This window comes from Fictibacillus phosphorivorans (genome assembly GCF_001629705.1).
GTDB classification, from domain to species: Bacteria; Bacillota; Bacilli; order Bacillales; family Fictibacillaceae; genus Fictibacillus; species Fictibacillus phosphorivorans_A.
In genome coordinates, this window is the sequence record NZ_CP015378.1 from 1,462,729 (window position 1) to 1,485,679 (window position 22,951).

Consider the following 22,951-nt stretch of genomic DNA (forward strand, 5'->3'; position numbering starts at 1 on the left):
AATATTATGTAAGTGTTTGTCTAAATCTATCTTATAAGAGCGAGAGTGAAAATTCAATCATTATTAACTTAATATTCAGAAAATGATAATATGGTCATGTATTAATGTTACAAAATGACCAAAGTACTATAAAAAGGTATTTTTTATTGGTTCAGATTTACTGCGTATGACTATGAATTAACACATTTAAAACGATCTCCTATAATACAGGAGGTCGTTTTTATGTTAAACTATTAGAAGTGTGTAAAGCGTATACAATTCTTTATACATCCCTAATAATTGATCGAGAAGCAGAAATGGGGTAGAACAATATGAACCTTAGTTTTATAGTTGATAGCGCAAGTGACCTTAAAATAGATCTTGAAAAACTGGATTATTCTCTAACCGTTGTACCATTAAATGTGCAATTTGGAGAAGATCATTACCTAGATGGCGTGAATATTACGGAAGACGAGTTTTATAGACGTATGAGTCTAGAACCAGAACTGCCTAAAACAAGTCAGCCATCTCCACAGTCTTTTTATGAAGCGTTTCAAAAAGAAGTTGATAAAGGGCATGACGTACTATACATCGGAATCTCATCAAACTTAAGTGGAACGGTTCAAAGTGCTACGATTGGAAAGAGTATGTTAAATGAAGTAGAACAAGAAAAAGTAATCATTCTTGATTCAGGAATTGCTTCAGGTGGTGTACAGATCTTATTGAACGAAGCGATTGAATTGGCACGTGAAGGTAAACTCTTAAGTGAAATTGTGAGTAACTTAGAGAAGACGAAGTCGGGCATTAAAGCGTATGTACTTCTTGAAACGTTAGAGAACTTGAAAAAAGGTGGAAGAATATCTGCCGTTCAAGGTGCAATTGCTGGTATGTTGAATATTAAGCCGATGATCTCAATCATTGATGGCGTGGTTGAAACGATTGGTAAGTTTAGAGGAAGTAAGAAGGGTCTTTCAAAAATGAAAGAATATATCTCTGAATGGAGAGAAGAAAACCCTGAAAAGACACTTTACCTCATTCATAGTTTTCCTTCTACGGATGAAGTGATAAAAGAATTTGAAGAATTATTCTCATTATCTAGTTTTCCGAAAGTGATCTATACTCGTTTTGGGAGCACGATCGGAACCTATTCGAGTGAAAAAGCTATTGGCTTTGTAGCCTATTAAATCTCATACAAGAATGTTAAAAACACTCTTTTCCTTTCTTAGGAAACAGAGTGTTTTACTTTTTCTTCTTCATGATATTCATCTACCATTTCATCTAATTTTTTGATCATGGTTATAGCTTTCATATCACTAATCGTACGATAGTGGTGGCTTCCGCCTGGTTCTTCATCTGCTTCGTCAGCCAAAGCAACAACTTGTTGCAACGGATTGAGGTTAAGTGAGCCTGCAGGTAGATAAGAATCGGTATGAAGTAAAATGGCAAGAGCTATTTCTTTCGCATTTCTTCGATCTTCACCTAAAGATACTAAAATGCGGTGTGCACGTTCTGCACCTTTAATCGCATGAATATCATTTTCTTTGTACATGTCATAGTCCCAATGACCGTTTTTATACCATGTATAGTGACCGATGTCATGAAGAAATGCAGCCTTTGTTGCTAAATCTGGATCTACTCCATACTTTTGAGACAAACGAAATGCATGATAAGCCGTAGAGATGGCATGAACCATTCCAGATCGTTTCACATATTTTTGTACATGCGGATGATTATATAGATCGATTAAGGTAATATTTCTCATGTGATTACTCCCTTCTGTAAAAATGTATATTGTTATATACAATAACACCTATTGGACAATATATCAACAAAAATAAATCAAAAAAAGAAGCGAGAATTCGCTTCTTTTGAGATCTAATTATAAAATAGGATTACTTTTTAAAATACTCATCCCAACGATCGGTCACTAATTGATCTATATCTTCACGAGTTTCAACAACATCCGGATAGAATGGTTTCATTCGTGCATCGATAATAATAGTTCCTTCATATTTAATACGATTTCTGTCTATCGTACTCTTCGCGTACACATCATATGCTGGATCGAAACGTGTAAAGGTTGTCCACAAAAATTCAGCCTGTGTTGCTGCAATGGATGCGTCATCAACAAGAAAGACCAATGGCCAGTCTTTAAAAGAATCGCGACCGTTCACAAGGAGTTTTTCTGCAAAGTCAGGTGCTTCTTCAAATGATGGTCCACTTACGGTTAAACAGCCACCACAAAATACGCCTACATCATGAACACCTGAGATCGTACCACCATCATAAGTGCGTTTTAGTTCGCGTACAGGTTCTCCGAGGCCCGTCATAATCGCTTTAGAACCTGTATTGAACTTACGACCCGTGTAATCAAGAGTATCCATAGAAGTATCATGGATAATCAAAAGGTCACGTTCAGGAAGAAATCGTTCTAGAACCCCTTCAGCAAGTTCAGCGAAATTTTGAAGGTTTACAGGTTTATTCGTTACCATTAAGAACTTTGTAAGCGTCAATTGTCCTTCTCCCATGATACGGAAAGCGTGCGCCAAACCTTCTTTATAGTATGATTCGCGAACAACTGCTCCTGCTAAAGCATGAAATCCTGTTTCTGCATAAGTCCAAAGATCTTTAACGCCGTTCATAACTACAGGGAATAAGGGACTCATTAATCTTTGTAGATATTCTCCAATAAAATAATCCTCTTGTTTAGGCTTACCGACCACCGTTGCTGGATAGATGGCATCTTTACGCTTCCACATCTTATCAACGTTGAATACTGGGAAGTCATGTGCCCATGAATAATATCCATAATGGTCGCCAAATGGTCCTTCAGGTTCTCGAACATGCGGTGGTACGATTCCTCCAAACGCAAATTCTGCTTCTGCGATTAAAGGATGAGGATGACCATCCACATGTGCAAGACTTAATTTTTCTCCCATTAACATAGAGGAAAACATGAGCTCAGGAACTGCTTCAGGAAGTGGAGCGATCGCTGAGATCATGAGGGAAGGAGGCCCGCCAAGAAACAGCGTCACAGGCAAGGCTTCATTCTTTTGTTCAGCAGCATAATGATGGAAGCCTCCACCTTTATGGATCTGCCAATGAATTCCCGTTTTATTTTTTTCTTTGATCTCAATTCTGTACATCCCAAGGTTATGCTCATGTTTGTCTGGATGTTCTGTATATACGAGAGGCAGTGTTACGAAAGGGTTGCTGTCTAAGTGCCAACCCGTTAATGCCGGTAGGTCCTGCATGTTCACATTTGTCGTAAACGTTTCTAATAATGGTGCTTTATTTTTATTAACTGTTTTCGTACCGAGAGATAATACATCCTTGATCATGCCTTTTTTCTTCCATAATACAGACGGAGAGGGAGGCATTAACTCATCGATCGATCCTACTAGTTCTTTTACGAGTTGCTCGGGCTTGGGACCGAAAGCCATGTCCACTCGCTTAATCGTTCCAAATAGATTTGTTACAACAGGAATATTCTTGCCCTTAACATTTGTAAACAGAAGAGCAGGTCCTTCTTCAGAGATCACACGTCTATGAATTTCAGGAATTTCCAAATAAGGATCAACTTCTGTATGGATTTCTACAATTTCTTTTTCAGATCTTAATTGGTTGATGAATGTTCTAAGGTTTCTATGCATTTGTACACCTCTATTATGTATGCTACCCTTATATTATAAAGTAGTTCGGACTTGAAATGTAAAAAACAACCCAAAATTCACGGGTTGTTCGCATTTTATCTTCTTTTTACAGGACTCCAGTTTTCTTGAAAAGACTTCGATTTATCCACAAAATGAAAAACCTTTTTACCGCCGAACAATTTGACAGCGATGAATTGGGAGATGCTTCCCATCAGAGCTGTGATTCCAACTACACAAAGTGCAAGCAATGTTAAATCGGTAAAGAATGAAATCAAATGAGGACTCCTCCTTTTCACTATGAGTTCACCACGTATTTCTTTCTATATTTATTGTATCTCATGATAACAAAGGAAGAAAGAGGGGAAACTATATATTATAACCAAATTTTTAAGGAGCTGATGGGGAACCCATGAACTGGTATGAGAAATTAAATCAATATTTTCCGATTGAAGAGATGAAATCTAAAGAACATATGGAGTTATTACTAGACGAAAAGAGTGACATCTATCACAAGGATGAAGGCAAGTATCACGTATTGATGTATGTAGAACTATCTGATTTTGTTTTTATTGATTATTTATTTGTTTCAAAAGATGCTAGAGGTCAGGGTCTCGGCCATAAACTGATCGAACAGTTAAAAGCAAAAGGGAAGCCGATCATCTTAGAAGTTGAGCCGGTCGATTATGAAGATACAGATACAGAAAAAAGGTTGCGTTTCTACACACGAGAAGGATTTGAACATGCATCAAGCATCGGATATAGAAGGCGTTCTCTAGCTACGAACGAAGTGAATGAGATGGAGATTCTTTACTGGTCACCTACAAAAGAATCTGAAGAAACTATTTATGAAAACATGAAAAAGACGTATAATGAAATACACACGTACAAAGATAACGAATTGTACGGTAAGTCCTATCAGCCTGCAAGTGAAGTGTTAACTTTAGATACAGAGAATTCAGTACCTAAGCCTGAAGTCGTTGATGATAAGTCAACAGATGTTTCAGGAAAACCTGCTTCAGAGTAATACGATTTTCCTTTTTAAAGGAGGACGAGGCGTCATGAAACAAAAGGACAAGAAGAAAAAAACGAAACGAGAACTTTGGAAAGAAATGCTCAAGAAAAATCTTAAGAAATTCAATCCGAGCATCTCTAGAAAAGGCCCTGCATCACAAGTAAAGAAGACAATTGCATAAAGCTGGGGCTGTTCCTAGAATGGTAAACATTCTCCGGGCAGCCCTATTTTTTATTTCAACTTACTAACCAAATTCTTTTTTTATGTTTTATGAAACTTATTCTTGGGTAATACGTCTATATATATGTAGATACGGAAAAGTTATGTAGAAACATTTGTTAATGTATTACATTTGTATGACAAATTCGTAAAAATGTACAAAAGTCTGTATAACCTCTACCGAAAATGTAAAATGTGTAGTATACTATGAATGATTTAATAACTTTTTTAAAGTGCCTAAATCAGAGAGAGGGGAAGGAGAGTTCCACTATGGTCACACTATTTACTTCGCCGAGCTGTACATCATGCCGTAAAGCAAAAGCATGGTTAAAAGAGAATGACATTCCTTATCAAGAAAGAAATATTTTTTCAGAACCTTTATCAATAGAAGAAGTTAAGCAAATCTTGAGAATGACAGAGGACGGTACAGACGAGATTATTTCAACTCGTTCTAAAACGTTCCAGGAACTTAACATCAATCTCGAATCCATGCCATTGCAAGACTTATACCAATTGATTGCAGACCATCCTGGATTATTACGTAGACCTATTATCTTGGATGAAAAACGCTTGCAAGTTGGTTATAACGAAGACGAAATTCGTCGTTTCTTACCAAGACGTGTACGTACATTTCAGCTTATGGAAGCACAGCGTCTTGTCAATGAATAAAGAAAGAACTTCCGCTATCTAATAGTGGAAGTTTTTTTATTGTTTAAAAAAAAGAAGTCCATGTACGAGTACATGGACTTCCTTTTAATTGAATCACAATCTAATTGGCACGTTTCTTTTTAAACGTATTCGTTAGAATACCTGCAAGAATAACGCCTACAACTAAGAATACGTATAAACCGTATTTTAGAAAGTCGTTTCCTTCAAATACAGAGTGAATCATCCGCTCTTCAACGATCATTCCAGCTGATGTGAAAGCAAGTACTCCAGCACCAATGTAAATTAAAACAGGGAATCTTTCCATAAAGTGCAATATTATCTTACTTCCCCATATAATAATTGGAACAGATACTAAAAGACCGATTACGACTAATACGATATTTCCGTGTGCAGCACCTGCAACAGCAAGTACGTTATCAAGTCCCATAGCAATATCAGCAAAAACGATGGTTTTTACAGCGTCAGATAGGTTCTTGCCTGCTTTAACATCAAGCTCATCATCTTCTTCTAATATTAGCTTATAAGCAATTATTAGAAGTAAAATTCCTCCTGCTAGATATAAGAAAGGAATATTTAATAAATAAACAGCTACAATGGTTAGTACTACACGAACAACAATAGCTAGTCCAGTCCCTAAGAAAATGGCTTTATTTCTTTGAGCTTCTGGTAAGTTTCTACTGGCAAGGGCAATTACAATAGCGTTGTCTCCGCCAAGAAGGATATCAATTGCGATGATTTGCAGCAATGATATCAGAAATTCTGTTTCCAAACGTAAACCCCCCGTAAATAATGAAATTTCACTTGTGTTATGGTACAATATGTTAACCTTAAAGACCATTGAATTATAGTCTAGCTTGACCTTCTCCGTCAAGTTGAGAGCTTGATATTCAAAGTGTGTACAGGTGCAAAAAAGGGCAGTTTATACAGGCCTTTTTTATTTCCATATTTTCTGTTTTGTCATAGAATAAGGTACAAGAGGTTTAATTGTGATTGATGTAATTTTCGACGGAGAATGATTGGAAAGAAGAATTGCTTTTTTCTAGGGGTATTTATCCCTTCACGAACAAACCGGAGAGAAGGGAGAGAAGCAGAAATGGAAATTGAAAGAGTGAATGAGTTCACCATTAAATTTTTCATTACGTACAGAGATATTGAAGATCGCGGTTTCGATCGTGAAGAAATATGGTCTGATCGCGAAAGAGGAGAAGAACTCTTTTGGGAAATGATGGACGAAGCACATCAGCAAGAGCAGTTTCCATTAGAAGGTCCACTGTGGATTCAAGTTCAGGCTCTGGATAAAGGTCTTGAAATTATTGTAACTCGTGCTCAAATGTCCAAAGACGGTAAAAAAATTGAGCTTCCTATAGGCGATGATAAATTGGATTTACCCGTTGATCAAAATATTGAGCAAATATTAGATCAACAGTTTCAAGTAGAAGAAGATTTTGATGAATTAGAAGAAACAGAAGAAGACTATTTATCCTTCCTCATTTCATTTGGTGACTTTGAAGACGTAATCTCTTTAAGTCATACGATTGATTCATCTTCTTTTGAGAATTCTCTGTTTCATTTCGAGGGTAAATATTACTTGTATGTGACATTTAATGTGGAAACAACAGATCGGGAACAAGACGATCTGTTAGCCCAGCTGTTGGAATACGGTAATGACTCTGATCTATCTGTTTATCGCATCCAAGAGTATGGCAAAACGATTGTTTCAGAAGCAGCATTAGAGCATGTACAACAATATTTTAAATTATAAGAGATTACCGATTTCAGCTACTTTGAAATCGGTTTTTATTTTTATTACTGAACGTTTTTATCAAAAACCAATCTCTTATATGACGATATAGAGAAAATGACGAAGTGAAGTTTCTTTTTTCATCGTCCATGATATGAATTGTGGAGGTGAAGGAGATTGTTAGTTGCTCTCTTTAATGATCAGTTCGTTGATATGGTAGGAGAAACAACAAGGGAAGAATGGTATTTGAAAAATCAATCAGGACAGTTACGGTGCCCGGTCTGTCAAAACAAAGTGATACCGAAATGCGGGACCAAAAAGACATGGCATTTTGCTCATCATTCTTTTGTAGAATGTGACGGTTTTCATGAAGGAGAAACGGATTATCATCTACTTGGAAAAAAAAGCTTATACAGATGGATTACACAGATGGAAGAAAAAACGATTCTGGAATATTATATTCGTGCTATTAAACAGCGTCCTGATTTGTTTATTCAGGAAAATCAGCATGCCATTGAGTTTCAATGTGCAACGATCACACCTGAAGATCTAAGAAAAAGAGTATCAGGATATGTGTCTCAAAATATCGCTTCCGACTGGATCTTTGGTATGAAGCGAATAAAGCAAAAGGGCCCTGATCTATACATTATGAATAGCTCGGATCTATCTGCAGCAAAAAAGGATAGCAATGGTCACTTATATCTTAATCATTATTGTCCTCTTAAAGAGCAGTTTTTGCTGCTAAGAAATATCATTCCTCTATCACAAAAGAAAGTTGCTGCACATGGACATGCTTTCTCAGCAAAGAAGTGTTGTGATGTACAATGGTTGTCTAGGACTTTTTCAAATTTAGAGACTCATAACGTAAATCATAAAATCTTATGGAAAAAGCAGAAAAACACGTGGAGAATGACAGCTTTTAAGAATGTATCTCCTGCAGTTATGTATATAAAGAAAGTTTTGTATTTCAACCACCATTCTTTAACATTGTTTCCTTCCATTGCGGGCATCCCCACGAAGAACTTTTTTCATTTCGAAACTTCCCCTTACTTATGGCAGACATATATACTGTTTTTGATGGAGAAATTGCCATTATCACTATTCTCTTCAAATTTCATTGAAAAGGAATTTCAGCGATTGCTGCATAGACGTATTTTTCAGACGCGAGATTTTCCTTATCTTAACGAATCGTGGAGGGATGCTGTCGAGCACTATTTATCCTACTTAGTGAATCATCATCTGCTCGAAAAAGTGTCAGAGGGAACTTATCGAAAGATTCAACACGTTTACTATCCAAAAACGTTGGATGAGGCGTTAAAACTAGACGAAATTTTCAGTGAAAAGTCGTAATTTTTGACTTTGCATAAGCATTTTCTGGTAATATGTAGATATATATAAGGAGAAAGTATTCTCACTTTTCTCTTTAATCTACCTGGAGGTGTATGTATGTCTCAAACAAAAACAAAATCATTGCCAAAACGTAATGAAGTCCCTGTTTCAGATACATGGGATTTAGAAGCAATATATGCGACAGACGATGTGTGGGAAAAAGAATTTGACGAAACAAAAAACTTATTGCCTGAATTAAAGTCTTATCAAGGAAGACTTGGAGAGTCTGCGGAAACCCTTTATTCCTACTTCCAAAAGCAAGATGAAGTGACCAAAAAGCTTGGTAAACTTTATACATACGCTCATATGAGATACGACCAAGATACAACGAATTCCTTTTATCAAGGACTGAATGATCGTGCTTCCAACTTGGCAACTCAAGTAAGCAGTACGGTATCTTTTGCAGTGCCAGAAATTCTATCTTTATCTGAAGAAGCATTGGTTCAATTTTTACAAACTCATGAACCTTTAAAGTTGTACAAACAAGCTTTAGATGAGATTAACCGCCAGCGTCCTCATGTACTTTCGAAAGAGGAAGAAGCACTCTTAGCAGATGTTAGAGAAGTAGCTAATACGTCAAGCAATACATTTGGTATGCTGAATAATGCTGACCTTAAGTTCCCAACTATTAAAGATGAGAATGGTGAAGAAATCGAAGTAACTCACGGACGATATATCCGCTTTTTAGAGAGCTCTGATCGTAGAGTGAGAGAAGATGCTTTTAAAGCTGTATATGGCACATATGATTCTTACAAAAATACATTTGCAAGTACACTTGCTGGAACAGTTAAACGAGATAATTTCTTTGCAAAAACTAGAAAGTTTAGTTCAGCTCGTGAAGCAGCACTAAACAACAATAACATTCCTGAAGCTGTTTATGATAATTTAGTCAAAACAGTAAACGATAACTTAAGCTTATTGCATCGTTATGTTCGCTTACGTAAAAAGGCGCTTGGACTAGATGAGCTTCATATGTATGATCTCTATACGCCACTTGTAAAAGATGCAAAGATGGAAGTGAGCTTTAAAGAGGCCCAGCAGCTTGTCTTAGACAGTTTAGACCCTATGGGCGACGAATATAAACAGATCGTAAAAGAAGGTTATGAGAAGCGCTGGATCGATGTACATGAGAATGCTGGTAAGCGCAGTGGTGCTTATTCATCAGGTGCCTATGGAACAATGCCTTATATCCTAATGAATTGGCAAGATAACGTGAACAACTTGTTCACACTCACTCATGAGATCGGACATTCGGTGCATAGTTACTATACACGCGAGAATCAGCCTTACCCTTATGCGGATTACTCGATCTTTGTTGCAGAAGTCGCATCAACTTGTAACGAAGCTTTGTTGAATCATTACATGTTAGAGAAGACATCGGATAAGAAAGAAAAGTTGTACTTGTTAAATCACCATTTAGAAGGATTTAGAGGCACTGTTTTCCGTCAGACGATGTTCGCAGAGTTTGAACAAGAAATTCATGTTCGTGCAGCGAACGGTGAACCTTTAACTCCAGAATTGTTAACGAAGATCTATTACGATCTGAATGTTAAATATTTTGGTGAAGATCTCGTAATCGATAAAGAGATTGGTCTAGAGTGGGCTAGAATTCCTCACTTCTATTACAATTTCTATGTATATCAATACGCAACTGGCTTTAGTGCAGCAGCGTCCTTGTCGAAACAAATCTTGGATGAAGGGAAACCAGCAGTAGAACGTTATCTGGATTTCTTAAAAGCGGGAAGCTCTGATTATCCGATCGAAGTCTTGAAAAAAGCTGGTGTTGATATGACAACGCCAGAACCAATTGAAAATGCTCTTAAAGTTTTTGAATCTATTCTTGATGAGATGGAAGAACTGCTTTTTGAGAAATAAACACAAAAAATCCTGCCCATAGTTTCTGGGCAGGATTTTATTATATTTTCTAGCCTATTCTCCGTAGTTTTGATCGATAGTTATAGCAGAGTGTTGTCAGTAGAACGGCGATAAAAAGTCCGGGTATTGCTAAAATTTTTGGTGCCATGTTTAACAGAGAGAGCACGAAGAAATAAAAACTCCCTGTAAGTGAAAGTAAGCTAAATAAAATCAAAATCAAATACATAAAAAATCTCCCTCCCTTTGTACATGTTTATTCATGTAGGGACAGGATATGCCGTGCTTCTCAGATGATAGTCATAATAAAAAACCGCTAATGAAAAATCAGCGGTTTGGGAGGTATCTCCAAAATGTTCCGTACTTCACTGGTACACGTTCAACCTTTTGTTGCAGAACGAGACGTTTTAATCTTTTTTCTGCTTCTTCACAACTGATCTGATAGACCACTGAAACTTCTTTTGTCGCTACAAATGAGTAAGAAGAAAGGAATTCTTCTAGTTCAGGAAGTGGAGAAGGTTCTAAAGGAATATCAGACATTTCTTTTAGAATTTCTACATACACTTCATAGGAATAACAGCCAGATATCTTAATGCCATCATCATCTGTTTTGTCATTAAAAACAATAAGCGTTGGGATTTGAGTAACATCCATTTCTTGAGAAAATTTTAAATCACATCGCAGAGCTTTAATGGTTGCTTCAGATGACAGATCACTTAAAAATTCATCTTCGTCCAAGTTAACAGAGCGGGCGATATCTAATAGAACGTCATCGTTTCCAATGTTTTGTTTATTCAAAAACAAGTTCTCTCTTAATTTTCTTAAGAACTTCATCCCTTGTTGTTTTCCTTGCAGCTCTGCAGCTTTTATAGCAAGTGTTGCCTTATGGGGAGCGGAAATCGGGTTTTCCAACCATACATCTCCATCACAGCTCATACCAGATATGGATGCTGTTTTTTCCCACTTCTCGGCAATTTGTTCAGCTGTATTTATCCCCTTTTTGCGAGGAACGTACGTATTGAGTGATTCAAGGCTGCCACTAACAAAATGGCGTAATGTAAAATAGTGGCCGTATTGAACTTGTAATTTTTTTAGAACAGGCTCTAATGACCAGCACTCTGGGCATAGCGGATCGATGACAGAATAGATTTCCAATGGCTTTTGACAGGCATAGGGTTTATTGTTCTCTTGTTCGTCATAAAAGGAATTGGAATTAGACAGTGTCAGCATTCTCGCCCCTTTCTGAATCCTCTGTATTAACCATATGAAAAGCAGTCATTTTTAATCGGCTTAACAGTATGTTTTGTAAGTCAGGATCTATTTTTTGAATCGTCATGGCCTTTTCCATACAAGCTATCCAAGCTTTGGCATGAGAATTTGTTATTGGAAATGGCATGTGACGCGCTCTGAGCATAGGATGTCCATGTTCCTCAGTATAAAATGGCGGCCCGCCAAAAAACTGACTTAAAAATTGAGTTTGTTTATAGGCAGTCTCTGTTAGATCCTCAGGGAAAAGTGGAGAAAGCAATGAGTCTTGACTGACCAAGCTATAAAACGTAGTAACTAGTTTTGTGATTCCCTCTTTTTCTCCTAATAGATCGTATGGTGTTTTTGATTCGTCAAACATGGTCCAAAAGCTCCTTGCGTCAAATTGTAATTTTATTGTAGCAAGGTTTATGAAGGGTAAGCAAACAATATGAATAGACAACGTTTGTTTGTACCTTCCAAAGACTCTCTTACAAAGGGAAAAATAAGAGTGTAGAATGCAAAAAAAATAACCCTCAGCAGTTGAGGGTTATACGAGTGATTGGTACGTATTCATAATCTTATTCACGTAAGAGATGGTTTCCTTAAAAGGAGGAATACCATTATATTTTGCAACGTTTCCGGGACCTGCATTATATGCGGCAAGAGCTAGCTTTTGATCTCCATCATATTTATCAAGCATCATCTTTAAATACTTTGTTCCTGCTTCAACGTTCTGTACCGGATCGAAAGGGTTTGTAACTCCTAACGATCTTGCTGTAGCAGGCATCAATTGCATAAGTCCTTGTGCACCTGCATTACTTTGTGCAGATGTTTTGAAGTTAGATTCATGTTTGATAACAGAACGAATCAGGTTAGGATCTACACCAAACTTTGTAGCTGTGTTTTCAATCAACTCATCTAAATTTTTGGATGGAATGTTTAATTTTTCAGCTGTAATCGAAACAGATGGTGTGACTGGTAATGCATATTGAGCACCTGTATGAACATTTAGAGGTTGAAACATGTGTGCATTAAAAGCAACTTCTGACTCTTTTGAACCATCAACGTTAGAATAGGCTTCTTGCAATAGAGCTGCAAAAGGACTTGAAACTGTATTTTGCATACTTGAAACAGAAGAAGATGAGGCATTCACATTCAACTGTTGCAGTGCTTGAATTTCCATTAGTGCTTTATACGATTGAATATTCAAGAGATATCCTCCTAAATCGATTAACATAATAAGAGATTAGTTTTACTAATTTTTGCTACTTTCATTGAAGAAACGAGCAATTTTGCTCTCTGTATCTCTAACTGGGATCTGTTTGATCGTTAGTAATTCATTAAAATTATTTAGTCCACTTATATAATCGGCAGATTCATATTCAATTTCATAGTCGATTTTACCTAAATAATGATTTTCATCTAAAACGAGTAGACCATCTTTGTAAGGAAACTCAGCACGAAAGGTTGTTAACTCTCCCAAGTATGTAATTTCCTTCACATCGATATTCATTTTTTTAATTTGATCTGATACCTCTCCAGAAGGTAAGGGGTCTCCATTTAATAAACCTTCAAAAATCTCCTCTGAAACCGTCTGATGTGTTTCTAAAATGTGCTTATCTAATTTCTGTTTTAGGGTGAGTGTATTTCCGTTATTTTTCGTTCGAACTCTTAAAGCACTTCTATGGTGTTTAAGGTCAAATTGTTGGGTATCAAAATAATAATTGGTCTGTTTATGAAAAGCTTCTTGCTTCACATCAAACTCATCAATCAGCCTTAAAAATTCAAGCTGTGTTAGTAGATTCTTAAATTCAATTTCTATTTCTTGAGACACGTTGTTTATCCCCCCTGTAGCTATAACTTATGTAAACATATTATCTCATAGCGATTCCTGCATCTCAATTTCTTATTAAACGCCTATTTTGTGTTACACTAAAAAAGAAGAAACAGGAGGTTGTTAACATGATGCCACGACGATTGAATGTGCAGTCAACTGCATGGAAAGAAAATAAGCTCATCTTGCTTATTGAGGATGAACAAAACACAGAACTTACTGACTGGAAAGACAGTGAAAGAATGCTGGTCGATTCTGATGGGTTAGCATTCATCTATGTTCTTGAGGATGAAGAAGGATTCAATTATATATCAATTGGTCATAATCATTGGAACGAAGTGAAAAAAGCTCTTGTAGAAGATGCTGTTTTCGTTGTTCAGAATGAAAAAAGAGAAGAGCTTGAACTTACTGCTTTCTCTAGAGAAATGGACTTTTTAACTGACAACATACAAGGAAACGCTAACTATGGTCAACAGATGGAAGACGAAGTGATCAAGGTTTTTGGAACTGAGGAAAAAGCGCAATGAGCATGGACTGGGAAGCGCTATTAATTCCGTACAAGCAAGCTGTTGATGAGCTAAAGATTAAATTTAGAGGAATGCGTGAGCAATTCGAAAAATCAAATCAGCATTGTCCGATTGAGTTTGTTACTGGAAGAGTGAAACCCATTAAGTCAATCGTGAACAAAGCGTATCAAAAGAACATCCCCGATCAACATCTAGAAACGGAAATTCAAGATTTAGCGGGACTTCGAATCATGTGTCAGTTTACTGATGATATAAAAACGGTAATCAATCTTCTCAGGCAGCGTAATGATTTTACGATTGTTGAAGAACGCGACTATATCACTCATAAAAAACCAAGTGGTTATCGTTCGTACCACATCGTTATCGAGTATCCCGTTCAAGTATTGGATGGGGAGAAGAAGATTCTTGTAGAAGTTCAAGTACGAACACTAGCTATGAATTTTTGGGCTACGATCGAACACTCTATGAACTATAAGTATCAGGGACAAATTCCTGAAGATATTCGTCAAAGGTTACAAAGAGCGGCAGAAGCTGCAAACCGATTAGACGAAGAGATGTCTCAGATCAAAGGGGAAATTCAAGAAGCTCAGCTTGTGTTTTTGGAACGCAATGATAAATCCAATGAAACTAATTTAGGATCATAAAGGATGGAGAGAGAATGAAATTTGCCATCGTATCAAAGGGAGACAATAAATCCAATATCTTAACAGAGAAAATCCGAGCATATCTGGAAGAATTTGAATTGGTTTATGAAGAAAATGAGCCAGAGATTGTGATTACAGTTGGTGGTGATGGAACATTGCTTCATGCTTTCCATCATTATGTACATCGCATCGACAAAACTGCTTTTGTTGGTGTTCATACCGGTCACCTTGGCTTTTTTGCAGACTGGTTGCCAGAAGAGGTGGAAAAGCTTGTCATACATATCGCAAAAACACCTTTTCAGATTGTTGAATATCCATTGCTTGAAGTTACGGTAAGATATATTGATGGGCTAGATGAGAAGAGATATCTCGCTGTGAATGAATGTACAGTTAAAAGTGTTGAAGGATCTCTCGTTATGGATGTTGAGATCAAGGGAGAAAAATTTGAAACGTTCAGAGGTGATGGCCTTTGTATTTCAACTCCTTCAGGAAGTACAGCTTATAACAAAGCACTCGGTGGAGCAATCATCCATCCGTCTCTTGCATCCATACAATTATCAGAAATGGCTTCTATTAACAATCGAGTGTTCCGAACGATAGGTTCACCACTCGTTCTGCCACAGCATCATACGTGTATATTAAAACCCGTAAACGATGTGGATTTCCATATTACGATCGACCATCGATTCTTAGTTCAGAAAAAAGTAAAGTCCATACAGTATCGAGTGGCAGAAGAAAAAATCCGTTTTGCTCGCTTTCGTCCTTTTCCATTCTGGAAACGAGTTAAAGAATCTTTCGTCGGAGAATAATATGAATACATTCACATTTACATGGTATGTACAAAATGAAGAAGCTCCCGTCCTTTTAAGAGAGTATTTAAAGACGAAACAGATTTCTAAAGCAGCGCTGACCGATATAAAGTTTCACGGCGGCGCTCTTTTTGTGAACAAAAAAGAAGTAACCGTAAGGACGTTGCTTAATAGTGGCGACGAGGTGACAGTATGGTTTCCTCCAGAAACAAAGAGCTCTTCAATGAAACCGGAAGATATTCCTTTAGACATTATTTATGAAGATGCACATTTTATTGCAGTTCTTAAACCCGCAGGCATGCCAACTATTCCATCGCTTTATCAACCGAATGGTTCACTGGCTTCAGCCATTCTAAACTATTATCAAATAAAAGATATACCTAGTACCTTTCATGCGGTAAACCGATTGGATAAAGACACTTCAGGTATTGTATTAATAGCAAAACATCGATTCGCACATTCACTCATGTCTAAACAGCAAAAAGATAAAGTTATAAAGAGGGAATATATTGCTTTTGTTCAAGGTGAATTGAAGGATGAAAGAGGAACGATAGATCGTCCAATTGCTAGAAATCCAGAGAGCATCATTGAAAGAATGGTAAGTGAAGATGGTAAACGATCCGTCACTCATTACGAAAAGCTGGATTTTGTGCAGAATTCAAACTTTTCTGTTGTGTCCTTACGATTAGAAACAGGAAGAACACATCAAATTCGAGTACATATGGCTTCGATCGGCCACCCTTTACTTGGAGATGATCTCTATGGCGGGACATTAGAAATGATTGAGCGCCAGGCTTTGCATAGTGAGAAAACCTCGTTTATCCATCCCTTTACAGAAGAACGGGTCATGTTAGTTGCAGATTTACCTCAAGATATGCAACAACTTTGGAAACACCGATAAATCAAATCAAAATCACGTAAAAGAGGAGTGCTGCCTATAGGCTGAGCACTCCTCTTTTTTAATCGTGGAAAGATCGGAATTTTTCAGGAACATAAGGCAAGGTTGAAGGGACGCTTATTGTCTCCATTTCAGGATATCGAAGCGCGCTCAACTTACCACCAAATACGCATCCTGTATCAATGTTCCAAGTGTTATGAATATGCCGAACTTCTTCAACAGGGGTATGTCCATAAACGATAGTGATTTTTCCAGAGTGGTTTTTCGCCCAATCTCTTCGTACAGGGGTTCCGTCAGGATTAGACTCTCCTGTAATATCTCCATAAAGAACGAATGTCTTCACTTTATTATGGAACTGACCTACATAATCTTCTCGTATGCCAGCATGAGCTACGACTAACTTTCCTTGATCGAGATGTAGATAAAGAGGTGCATTTTCATAAAGGGTACAAAATTGGTCTCTCACTTTTTGTCTTTCACTAGAAGAGAGCCTGTTAAGTTCTGCAACAGTCGTTTCCAGACCATGTTTGATCTGAACGTTACGTCCTAAAAAATATCGATACAACTTGTTGCAGTGATTACCAGGTGAATAAAGAGCTAAATTATTTTGTACAAGCTCATACACATGTTCCATAACTTTTAATGATTCTGGTCCACGGTCCATCAAGTCACCTAAAAATACGAGTCTTCGATCATCACTATGTACAGGAAGATTGTTTTTCCAATCGTATCCTAGTTTCTGAACAAGCTCTTTGTATTCTTTAAAACATCCATGAATGTCACCTATAATATCGAATTTCAAATTTGATCACCTCACAATCATTAGGATACTTCAAAGACAAAAGAAAAACACCTGATAATATCAGGTGCTATTCAAACATATATTTTGTGGTCCTCGACCGAACATTTAGAACGAGGCCAAAGGCGATCATGTAAGCGAGAATCGAACTTCCTCCGTAACTGATAAACGGTAGGGGAATACCTGTGATCGGCATAACTTGAATGTTCATGCCAATGTTCTGAAACACCTGGAAAGTTAGCATGCCAATTACGCCTGCGCATAAATAACTTCCAAAAGCTTCATTACTTTCTAGAGCGGTATTGATCATTCTGTAAACCATCAAGAAGAATAGGGAGATAACGATACTCGTTCCGAAGAAACCAAATTCCTCACCGATGATGGAGAAGATAAAATCAGTTTGTGCTTCCGGAAGGTAAACGGAACCTTCTGTAAAACCTTTTCCGAAGAGCATCCCACTACCGATCGCAAGTAATGCGTTTCTTGTATGGTATCCAGCATCTTTGTGTTCATAAGGCTCAAGCCAAGCATAGAATCGGTTAAGCTGATATTGATCAAGAATGTGATCAACAAAAAATTGTGGAAAGGTAAAATATATCCAAACTAGGATTGATATGAACAAGATAAAGGAAAGAATAAGGATAACAATGATTCTCCATCGTATACCTGATACAAGTAAAAGGCTACCTGTGATCGCCATGAATACAAGACTCGTACCTAAGTCAGGCTGCATCAGAACTAAAAGTGTAGGTAAACCAGCGATTAAAGCAATTTTCCCTAGCAATAAAAGGTCTTCATGCAATGAGCGAACAATATACTTCTCATTATGAGTAGCAATTGTGTTGGCGATGGCAATAACTAGAGCTACTTTTACAAGTTCGGAAGGCTGCAATGCAAAAGGACCGAACCTATACCAGCTCTGCGCACCATTGATATTTGGAACGATGCTCTCAGGAGCGACTAGAATACCAAGCAGTAACAGGATACCGAACCCATATACGTACCAAGATAATTTTCTGAACTGATCGAAATCTAATACCATAACACCGACTACTGCGATTCCACCGATAAAGTACCAAACGAGTTGCTTTATGACGAAATTGCTGCCGTATTGATCCATCATCTGTGCGCTATAGATGGCAACGCAGCTCGTGATGACCATTAAGAACAATAGAAACAAAAGATTGTAATCGAGTTGCTGCCATGGTGACTTGTGGTTATTTTGCATGTGGATCGACTCCTTAAAGTAAAACAATAACATGTATTATCTTACCTAAAAACAGTGGGTTTGCAAATCATTTTGAGTATAATCGTTTGACATTTCTTTTTCTGCTTTACTATAGTAAACCAATAATCTAAAGAAACGACGGAGGTTTTATGGAAGAACATGCATCGTTTACTTCATTAGTATTAGTCATTCTTACAGCATTTTTTGTTCCTATTCTGCTAAACAAATTTCGGTTGCGGGTCATACCCGTAGTCGTAGCTGAAATTATTGTAGGAATTATTCTAGGGAAGAGCGGTTTTGATGTCGTTCATTCAGACGCATGGCTTGAGATTTTATCCGTACTTGGCTTTATCTTCTTAATGTTTTTAAGTGGTCTTGAGATTGATTTTAGTATCTTTGCGGGGGAAGCTAATTCTAAGAAAAAGAAAGAAAAGAAAGAACCGAATCGACTTGTTGTTTCAAGTATCATCTTTCTCTTCATTTTGATCTTATCTTATGGATTATCTCTTTTATTTGTTTGGGGCGGGTTTACTGAGAGTGCATTCTTTATGACACTTGTGATCTCGACCATCTCACTAGGAGTAGTCGTACCCACGTTAAAAGAAGAAAAGCTTTCTAAAACGACGATTGGTCAAATCATCTTGCTTGTTGCAGTCATTGCAGATCTCGTAACCATGATTCTTCTTGCTCTCTTTGTTTCAATGGAATCGGGAGATCCGAGCAGAATGTGGTTGTTACTTATTCTTTTTGCAGCGGGTATTCTATTGTACTTTATCGGAAAACAGATGAGGAATCGTTCTTTTTTAGATACCATGTCAAAAGGAACCATACAGTTAGATACAAGAGCGGTATTCACTTTGATTATCGTCTTAGTCGGACTTTCTGAATCTGTAGGAGCTGAGAATATATTAGGTGCTTTCTTAGCTGGTGTTCTCGTTTCTCTTCTTTCACCGAATAAACAACTTGTTCATAAACTCGATTCTTTTGGTTATGGATTTTTAATTCCTATCTTTTTTGTCATGGTAGGGGTGGAGCTCGATATTCGTTCCATATTCGCGGATCCTAAAGCATTAGCGCTCATCCCGTTATTATTAATCGCATTGCTTATTTCTAAGTTTTTACCTATTCTTTACCTTAGAAAATGGTACGACTGGAAAACCGTAACGGCTGCAGGTTTCTTATTAACTTCAACTCTATCTTTGGTGATCGCAGCTGCAAAGATTGGTGAACGAATCAATGTGATCGATGCCCGTACTTCATCCGCATTGATCTTAACTGCTGTTATTAGTGCCATCATTACACCTATCTTCTTTAAAAAGCTGTTTCCTAAAAAAGAGGAACAGGAAGCTGGGAAAGAACAGCTTGTATTTGTTGGAGCGAATCAGTTTACGCTACCGTTAATAACAGAGCTCGATCAATCACGATTCGAGTATCGTTTATATCACACGAAACAAGAAGAAAAAGATCAAAAACAATTGGATAGCTTTAAAATTCAAGAATTGGATGATTACGAAACAACAACATTAATCCAAGAGAATGTTTTTGATACAGATATTATTGTGCTGGCAACAGGAAGCGATGAAACGAATGAAAACCTTGCTTTGATCGCAAAAGAGGAAGGTGTAGAACGAGTCGTCGCTCGAATTGAGAATCCATTAAAGAGAGATGCACTGAAAGAAAAAGGAATTGAAGTGTATTCTGTATACTTTTCTTCTCAAGTGTTGCTAAAAGCGTTAATAGAGAATCCAGCTGTAGTGGATATTCTTACAACGTCAGATAATAGTCTCAATGAAATTCTTGTTGAAAACAGTGCCTACCACAGAACCGCTTTAAGAAACTTTCCATTCCTTGGTGATAGCATAATTGTTCGTATCTACCGAGGAAAAGAGTCGATCGTTCCGCACGGTGACACAGAGATTTTATTAGGTGACAAAATGGTTGTGACGGGTAGTAAGCAACAAGTGTTGCAGATGAGGCAAATATTAGGATAGATGAAAAAGTGCTGACTGAGAAAGTCAGTACTTTTTTTGTTTGCAATTAAAAAAGATTCTGCCTAATTTACTAGGAAAATGTGCATGATAAATGAAACGATAAAAATAGGAGTTGAAATAAAATGATGCCAGTTGTTCATTGTCCAAAATGCGGAAAAGATCATGCTCTTAACCATGAAGTCTTAATCGCTCAGTCGAATCAAAATGTAATCTATCGCTGTGAATCATGCGGTTTCGAAGTGAAAGATATTCAGACTAGTAAAGGTTAATAGTGAAAATCCTCTCTACTTCTGTTATACTAATTAGGACTTGGTACTAATAACAAATACTAATAAATAAAATGAACAGATTGATGGGGAGGAAGCTTTATATGTATCAACTATCATTAGAAAACAAAACGTTTGTCGTAATGGGTGTTGCGAATAAGAGAAGTATTGCTTGGGGAATTGCACAATCTCTTTCAAACGCAGGTGCCCGCCTAGTATTTACATATGCAGGTGAAAGATTAGAGAAGAACGTTCGCGATCTAGCAGAATCGTTAGGAAGAAATGACTCAATCGTTCTTCCATGTGATATTACGAACGATGAAGAAATTAAAAAGACTTTTGCTACATTAAAAGAAGAAGTTGGCGTGATTCACGGTCTTGCTCATTGTATCGCTTTTGCTAACACAGAAGAGTTAAAAGGCGAGTATTTAAACACAACACGTGAAGGATTCCTTCTTGCTCACAATATTTCATCGTATTCACTCACGGCAGTAGTTAAAGAAGCTCGTCCTTTAATGACAGAAGGCGGAAGCATCGTGACGCTAACGTATCTTGGAGGAGAAAGAGTAGTTTCTAACTACAACGTTATGGGTGTTGCTAAAGCTTCATTAGACGCAAGCGTGAAGTATCTTGCAAGTGACGTAGGTAAAGACGGCATACGTGTTAATGCTATTTCAGCTGGACCTATCCGTACTCTTGCTGCAAAAGGAATCGGAGACTTTAACTCTGTACTAAAAGAGATCGAAGAAAAATCTCCCCTCCGCAAAGCAAATACGCAAGAAGAAGTTGGAGATGCAGCATTGTTCTTAATGAGCGACTTGGCTCGTGGGATCACGGGAGAAATTCTTCATGTGGACAGTGGTTACAACACGATCGCACGATAAAATATTGAAAAAAACCCCTTCGAAGGCTCACAATGGGCTCCGAAGGGGTTTTTTGACGTTTTACCTTGCTCTCAATGGGAAGGTAAAGCGTTTGGTAATTGCAGTCTCTATTAACCTAGAGCTCCTGCGCCGTTTCCGTTAGTAGTTTGTGGTACGCATACGATACCACAAATGCAGCGACAGTCGATTACAAACGTTTGGTTTAAACCAGTCGTTGCATCCAAGTAAGAGAATACTGCACAGCTGCTGTCGTCGTCAAAACGAACTAATGTAAAGATTGTAGGTGTAGTTTCTCCACCAAGAGAAAGAGGTGTAGAAGCACCTTTCAATACGATTAGAAGTCGTTGCTGAGCAGCCATGCTGCAGAAATTACCGTTTGTGTTTGCGATGTTATGCAATAACTCACATACACAAGACTTGTTTCTTGACCGTGATCCACCTGCAGCTTCTCCATTTCCGCCACAGCAAGATCCTTTAAATAGGCTAGACATTTAATTGCCTCCTTATAGATTAGATACATGTACCTGACCGTTTCATCAGGGTTAATATACTATATTAAAGCAGGCTAGTATTTGCATGAGACATGTACCTAGTTAATGCCCAATCTTCTAGAAATAGTTATCAGCCCTTTCTTCCAAACTTCTAAAATTTCCGCTCATTTAGTAGTCGATTATCTATGCACGATTTGTAAAATTTCATATCTATATATAAAGCTAGTACAAATTTTGGCTGGCTTGTTTTATTCCTGAAGGGAGAAAGATTTATATGGCGATTTTTGGAACACAAAACTTAAGAGCGAGATTGATTCAAATTGCAAGATTGACTACGAATATTGATGTAATTTACGTACCAGCAACACAAGTAGAAGATGCACCAGACTTAACTGGAGTTACCATTACTGAGGTACAAGCTGACTTTATTATTGTTAATGATGGTACTACGAACTATTTAGTACCAATTGACAAAATCATTACAGTTCAAGACACAGCAGTTATCTAATTTTAGTAAGAAGAGAGGAGTTGGAATAGTGGGATTATTATTTAGAAGCATGCTTAGAAATATGCAGGGTACGAATACAGTTATCACTCAAGTATTTACTAAATGTGAAGAGACTAACCTTTTTGGTGTAACGGTTGTATCGGTACAAGAGAACTTTGTTATTTTTGCAGGTGCAGGTTCTGGTGCTGGATCCGTTTATTATATCCGCATTGGGGATATTCTCGGTATAGAGCTTTAATCTAACACGAAGACTTCATGTTTACATGAAGTCTTTTCAATTTATTTAGAAA

The 22,951-nt window shown here is 37.3% G+C and carries 27 protein-coding genes; 16 read left to right on the forward strand and 11 right to left on the reverse strand.

Going from position 1 to position 22,951, the window contains the following annotated elements; genetic code table 11:
- Positions 1 to 311 precede the first annotated feature (311 nt).
- The gene (locus tag ABE65_RS07490) at positions 312 to 1,163 is read left to right on the forward strand and encodes a DegV family protein (protein WP_066393116.1); all 852 of its coding nucleotides are present in this window, start codon (positions 312 to 314) and stop codon (positions 1,161 to 1,163) included.
- Between the two features lie 38 nt (positions 1,164 to 1,201).
- Here the strand turns inward: ABE65_RS07490 and ABE65_RS07495 are convergent, their stop codons facing one another.
- The 3 genes from ABE65_RS07495 to ABE65_RS07505 form a co-directional block, all read right to left on the reverse strand.
- A complete protein-coding gene (locus tag ABE65_RS07495; protein ID WP_066393118.1) occupies positions 1,202 to 1,741 on the reverse strand; it encodes an HD domain-containing protein in 540 nt (179 codons plus the stop codon).
- Between the two features lie 130 nt (positions 1,742 to 1,871).
- Complete coding sequence (locus ABE65_RS07500; RefSeq protein WP_066393121.1) at positions 1,872 to 3,632, reverse strand: UbiD family decarboxylase; 1,761 nt, start codon at positions 3,630 to 3,632, stop codon at positions 1,872 to 1,874.
- A gap of 95 nt (positions 3,633 to 3,727) precedes the next feature.
- Positions 3,728 to 3,907, reverse strand: a complete 180-nt coding sequence (locus ABE65_RS07505) for a hypothetical protein (protein ID WP_066393124.1) — start codon at positions 3,905 to 3,907, stop codon at positions 3,728 to 3,730.
- Between the two features lie 134 nt (positions 3,908 to 4,041).
- On the opposite strand from ABE65_RS07505, the gene ABE65_RS07510 reads away from it, so the two are divergent.
- The 3 genes from ABE65_RS07510 (at position 4,042) to spxA (ending at position 5,532) form a co-directional block, all read left to right on the forward strand.
- Positions 4,042 to 4,656: a GNAT family N-acetyltransferase gene (locus ABE65_RS07510; protein WP_066393126.1), complete on the forward strand. Its 615-nt coding sequence runs from the start codon at positions 4,042 to 4,044 to the stop codon at positions 4,654 to 4,656.
- A gap of 34 nt (positions 4,657 to 4,690) precedes the next feature.
- Positions 4,691 to 4,825 carry a hypothetical protein gene (locus ABE65_RS22320; protein ID WP_255548976.1) on the forward strand — a complete coding sequence of 45 codons (135 nt, stop codon included), beginning with the start codon at positions 4,691 to 4,693 and terminating at the stop codon, positions 4,823 to 4,825.
- A 308-nt stretch (positions 4,826 to 5,133) separates the two neighbouring features.
- Complete coding sequence (gene spxA / locus ABE65_RS07515) at positions 5,134 to 5,532, forward strand: transcriptional regulator SpxA (RefSeq protein WP_066245987.1); 399 nt, start codon at positions 5,134 to 5,136, stop codon at positions 5,530 to 5,532.
- A gap of 100 nt (positions 5,533 to 5,632) precedes the next feature.
- On the opposite strand, the gene ABE65_RS07520 is transcribed toward spxA, so the two are convergent.
- On the reverse strand, positions 5,633 to 6,301 hold the full coding sequence (locus ABE65_RS07520) for a TerC family protein (protein WP_066393128.1): 669 nt from the start codon (positions 6,299 to 6,301) through the stop codon (positions 5,633 to 5,635).
- Positions 6,302 to 6,625: 324 nt separating this feature from the next.
- Here ABE65_RS07520 and mecA point away from each other — a divergent pair, with 324 nt between their 5' ends.
- The 3 genes from mecA to pepF all read left to right on the forward strand — a co-directional run bounded on the left by mecA (position 6,626) and on the right by pepF (position 10,537).
- A complete protein-coding gene (gene mecA / locus ABE65_RS07525) occupies positions 6,626 to 7,294 on the forward strand; it encodes an adaptor protein MecA (RefSeq protein ID WP_066399900.1) in 669 nt (222 codons plus the stop codon).
- 156 nt (positions 7,295 to 7,450) lie between these two features.
- The gene (locus tag ABE65_RS07530) at positions 7,451 to 8,623 is read left to right on the forward strand and encodes a competence protein CoiA (protein ID WP_066393131.1); all 1,173 of its coding nucleotides are present in this window, start codon (positions 7,451 to 7,453) and stop codon (positions 8,621 to 8,623) included.
- 96 nt (positions 8,624 to 8,719) lie between these two features.
- A complete protein-coding gene (gene pepF, locus ABE65_RS07535; RefSeq protein ID WP_066393133.1) occupies positions 8,720 to 10,537 on the forward strand; it encodes an oligoendopeptidase F in 1,818 nt (605 codons plus the stop codon).
- A gap of 324 nt (positions 10,538 to 10,861) precedes the next feature.
- Here pepF and ABE65_RS07540 read toward each other — a convergent pair whose 3' ends face one another.
- The 4 genes from ABE65_RS07540 to ABE65_RS07555 all read right to left on the reverse strand — a co-directional run bounded on the left by ABE65_RS07540 (position 10,862) and on the right by ABE65_RS07555 (position 13,616).
- Complete coding sequence (locus ABE65_RS07540; RefSeq protein ID WP_066393135.1) at positions 10,862 to 11,764, reverse strand: ClpXP adapter SpxH family protein; 903 nt, start codon at positions 11,762 to 11,764, stop codon at positions 10,862 to 10,864.
- The gene (locus ABE65_RS07545) at positions 11,748 to 12,161 is read right to left on the reverse strand and encodes a globin domain-containing protein (protein ID WP_066393138.1); all 414 of its coding nucleotides are present in this window, start codon (positions 12,159 to 12,161) and stop codon (positions 11,748 to 11,750) included. Before ABE65_RS07545 ends, ABE65_RS07540 begins: the two co-directional genes overlap by 17 nt.
- A 168-nt stretch (positions 12,162 to 12,329) precedes the next feature.
- Positions 12,330 to 12,992: a lytic transglycosylase domain-containing protein gene (locus ABE65_RS07550; RefSeq protein WP_066393147.1), complete on the reverse strand. Its 663-nt coding sequence runs from the start codon at positions 12,990 to 12,992 to the stop codon at positions 12,330 to 12,332.
- A 45-nt stretch (positions 12,993 to 13,037) separates the two neighbouring features.
- Positions 13,038 to 13,616 (reverse strand): CYTH domain-containing protein, encoded by a 579-nt coding sequence (locus ABE65_RS07555; RefSeq protein WP_066393149.1) that lies wholly within the window; start codon positions 13,614 to 13,616, stop codon positions 13,038 to 13,040.
- Positions 13,617 to 13,744: 128 nt separating this feature from the next.
- On the opposite strand from ABE65_RS07555, the gene ABE65_RS07560 reads away from it, so the two are divergent.
- Genes ABE65_RS07560 through ABE65_RS07575 form a run of 4 tightly spaced genes read left to right on the forward strand, consistent with a single transcriptional unit; the run spans position 13,745 to position 16,497 of the window.
- Positions 13,745 to 14,143: a UPF0738 family protein gene (locus ABE65_RS07560; protein ID WP_082861345.1), complete on the forward strand. Its 399-nt coding sequence runs from the start codon at positions 13,745 to 13,747 to the stop codon at positions 14,141 to 14,143.
- Positions 14,140 to 14,787: a GTP diphosphokinase gene (locus ABE65_RS07565; RefSeq protein ID WP_066393151.1), complete on the forward strand. Its 648-nt coding sequence runs from the start codon at positions 14,140 to 14,142 to the stop codon at positions 14,785 to 14,787. The genes ABE65_RS07560 and ABE65_RS07565 overlap by 4 nt, the downstream gene beginning before the upstream one ends.
- Before the next feature lie 14 nt (positions 14,788 to 14,801).
- Entirely contained in the window at positions 14,802 to 15,596 is a 795-nt protein-coding gene (locus ABE65_RS07570) for an NAD kinase (RefSeq protein ID WP_066393152.1), read from the forward strand.
- Between the two features lies 1 nt (position 15,597).
- Complete coding sequence (locus ABE65_RS07575; protein ID WP_066393155.1) at positions 15,598 to 16,497, forward strand: RluA family pseudouridine synthase; 900 nt, start codon at positions 15,598 to 15,600, stop codon at positions 16,495 to 16,497.
- A 58-nt stretch (positions 16,498 to 16,555) separates the two neighbouring features.
- Here ABE65_RS07575 and prpE read toward each other — a convergent pair whose 3' ends face one another.
- Together prpE and ABE65_RS07585 are read right to left on the reverse strand one after the other, a co-directional pair.
- Positions 16,556 to 17,296, reverse strand: a complete 741-nt coding sequence (gene prpE, locus ABE65_RS07580; RefSeq protein WP_066393163.1) for a bis(5'-nucleosyl)-tetraphosphatase PrpE — start codon at positions 17,294 to 17,296, stop codon at positions 16,556 to 16,558.
- 67 nt (positions 17,297 to 17,363) lie between these two features.
- Complete coding sequence (locus ABE65_RS07585) at positions 17,364 to 18,521, reverse strand: FtsW/RodA/SpoVE family cell cycle protein (protein ID WP_066393165.1); 1,158 nt, start codon at positions 18,519 to 18,521, stop codon at positions 17,364 to 17,366.
- A 149-nt stretch (positions 18,522 to 18,670) separates the two neighbouring features.
- On the opposite strand from ABE65_RS07585, the gene ABE65_RS07590 reads away from it, so the two are divergent.
- The 3 genes from ABE65_RS07590 to fabI all read left to right on the forward strand — a co-directional run bounded on the left by ABE65_RS07590 (position 18,671) and on the right by fabI (position 21,662).
- Entirely contained in the window at positions 18,671 to 20,512 is a 1,842-nt protein-coding gene (locus ABE65_RS07590) for a monovalent cation:proton antiporter family protein (protein ID WP_066393167.1), read from the forward strand.
- Between the two features lie 122 nt (positions 20,513 to 20,634).
- Positions 20,635 to 20,781 (forward strand): hypothetical protein, encoded by a 147-nt coding sequence (locus tag ABE65_RS22035; RefSeq protein ID WP_197480348.1) that lies wholly within the window; start codon positions 20,635 to 20,637, stop codon positions 20,779 to 20,781.
- Between the two features lie 101 nt (positions 20,782 to 20,882).
- Complete coding sequence (fabI, locus tag ABE65_RS07595) at positions 20,883 to 21,662, forward strand: enoyl-ACP reductase FabI (RefSeq protein WP_066393169.1); 780 nt, start codon at positions 20,883 to 20,885, stop codon at positions 21,660 to 21,662.
- Positions 21,663 to 21,772: 110 nt separating this feature from the next.
- Here the strand turns inward: fabI and ABE65_RS07600 are convergent, their stop codons facing one another.
- Positions 21,773 to 22,153: a hypothetical protein gene (locus tag ABE65_RS07600; protein ID WP_066393171.1), complete on the reverse strand. Its 381-nt coding sequence runs from the start codon at positions 22,151 to 22,153 to the stop codon at positions 21,773 to 21,775.
- 274 nt (positions 22,154 to 22,427) lie between these two features.
- On the opposite strand from ABE65_RS07600, the gene ABE65_RS07605 reads away from it, so the two are divergent.
- Positions 22,428 to 22,661, forward strand: a complete 234-nt coding sequence (locus ABE65_RS07605; protein ID WP_066393174.1) for a hypothetical protein — start codon at positions 22,428 to 22,430, stop codon at positions 22,659 to 22,661.
- A 28-nt stretch (positions 22,662 to 22,689) separates the two neighbouring features.
- Positions 22,690 to 22,899 carry a hypothetical protein gene (locus ABE65_RS07610; protein WP_066393175.1) on the forward strand — a complete coding sequence of 70 codons (210 nt, stop codon included), beginning with the start codon at positions 22,690 to 22,692 and terminating at the stop codon, positions 22,897 to 22,899.
- Positions 22,900 to 22,951: the final 52 nt, after the last annotated feature.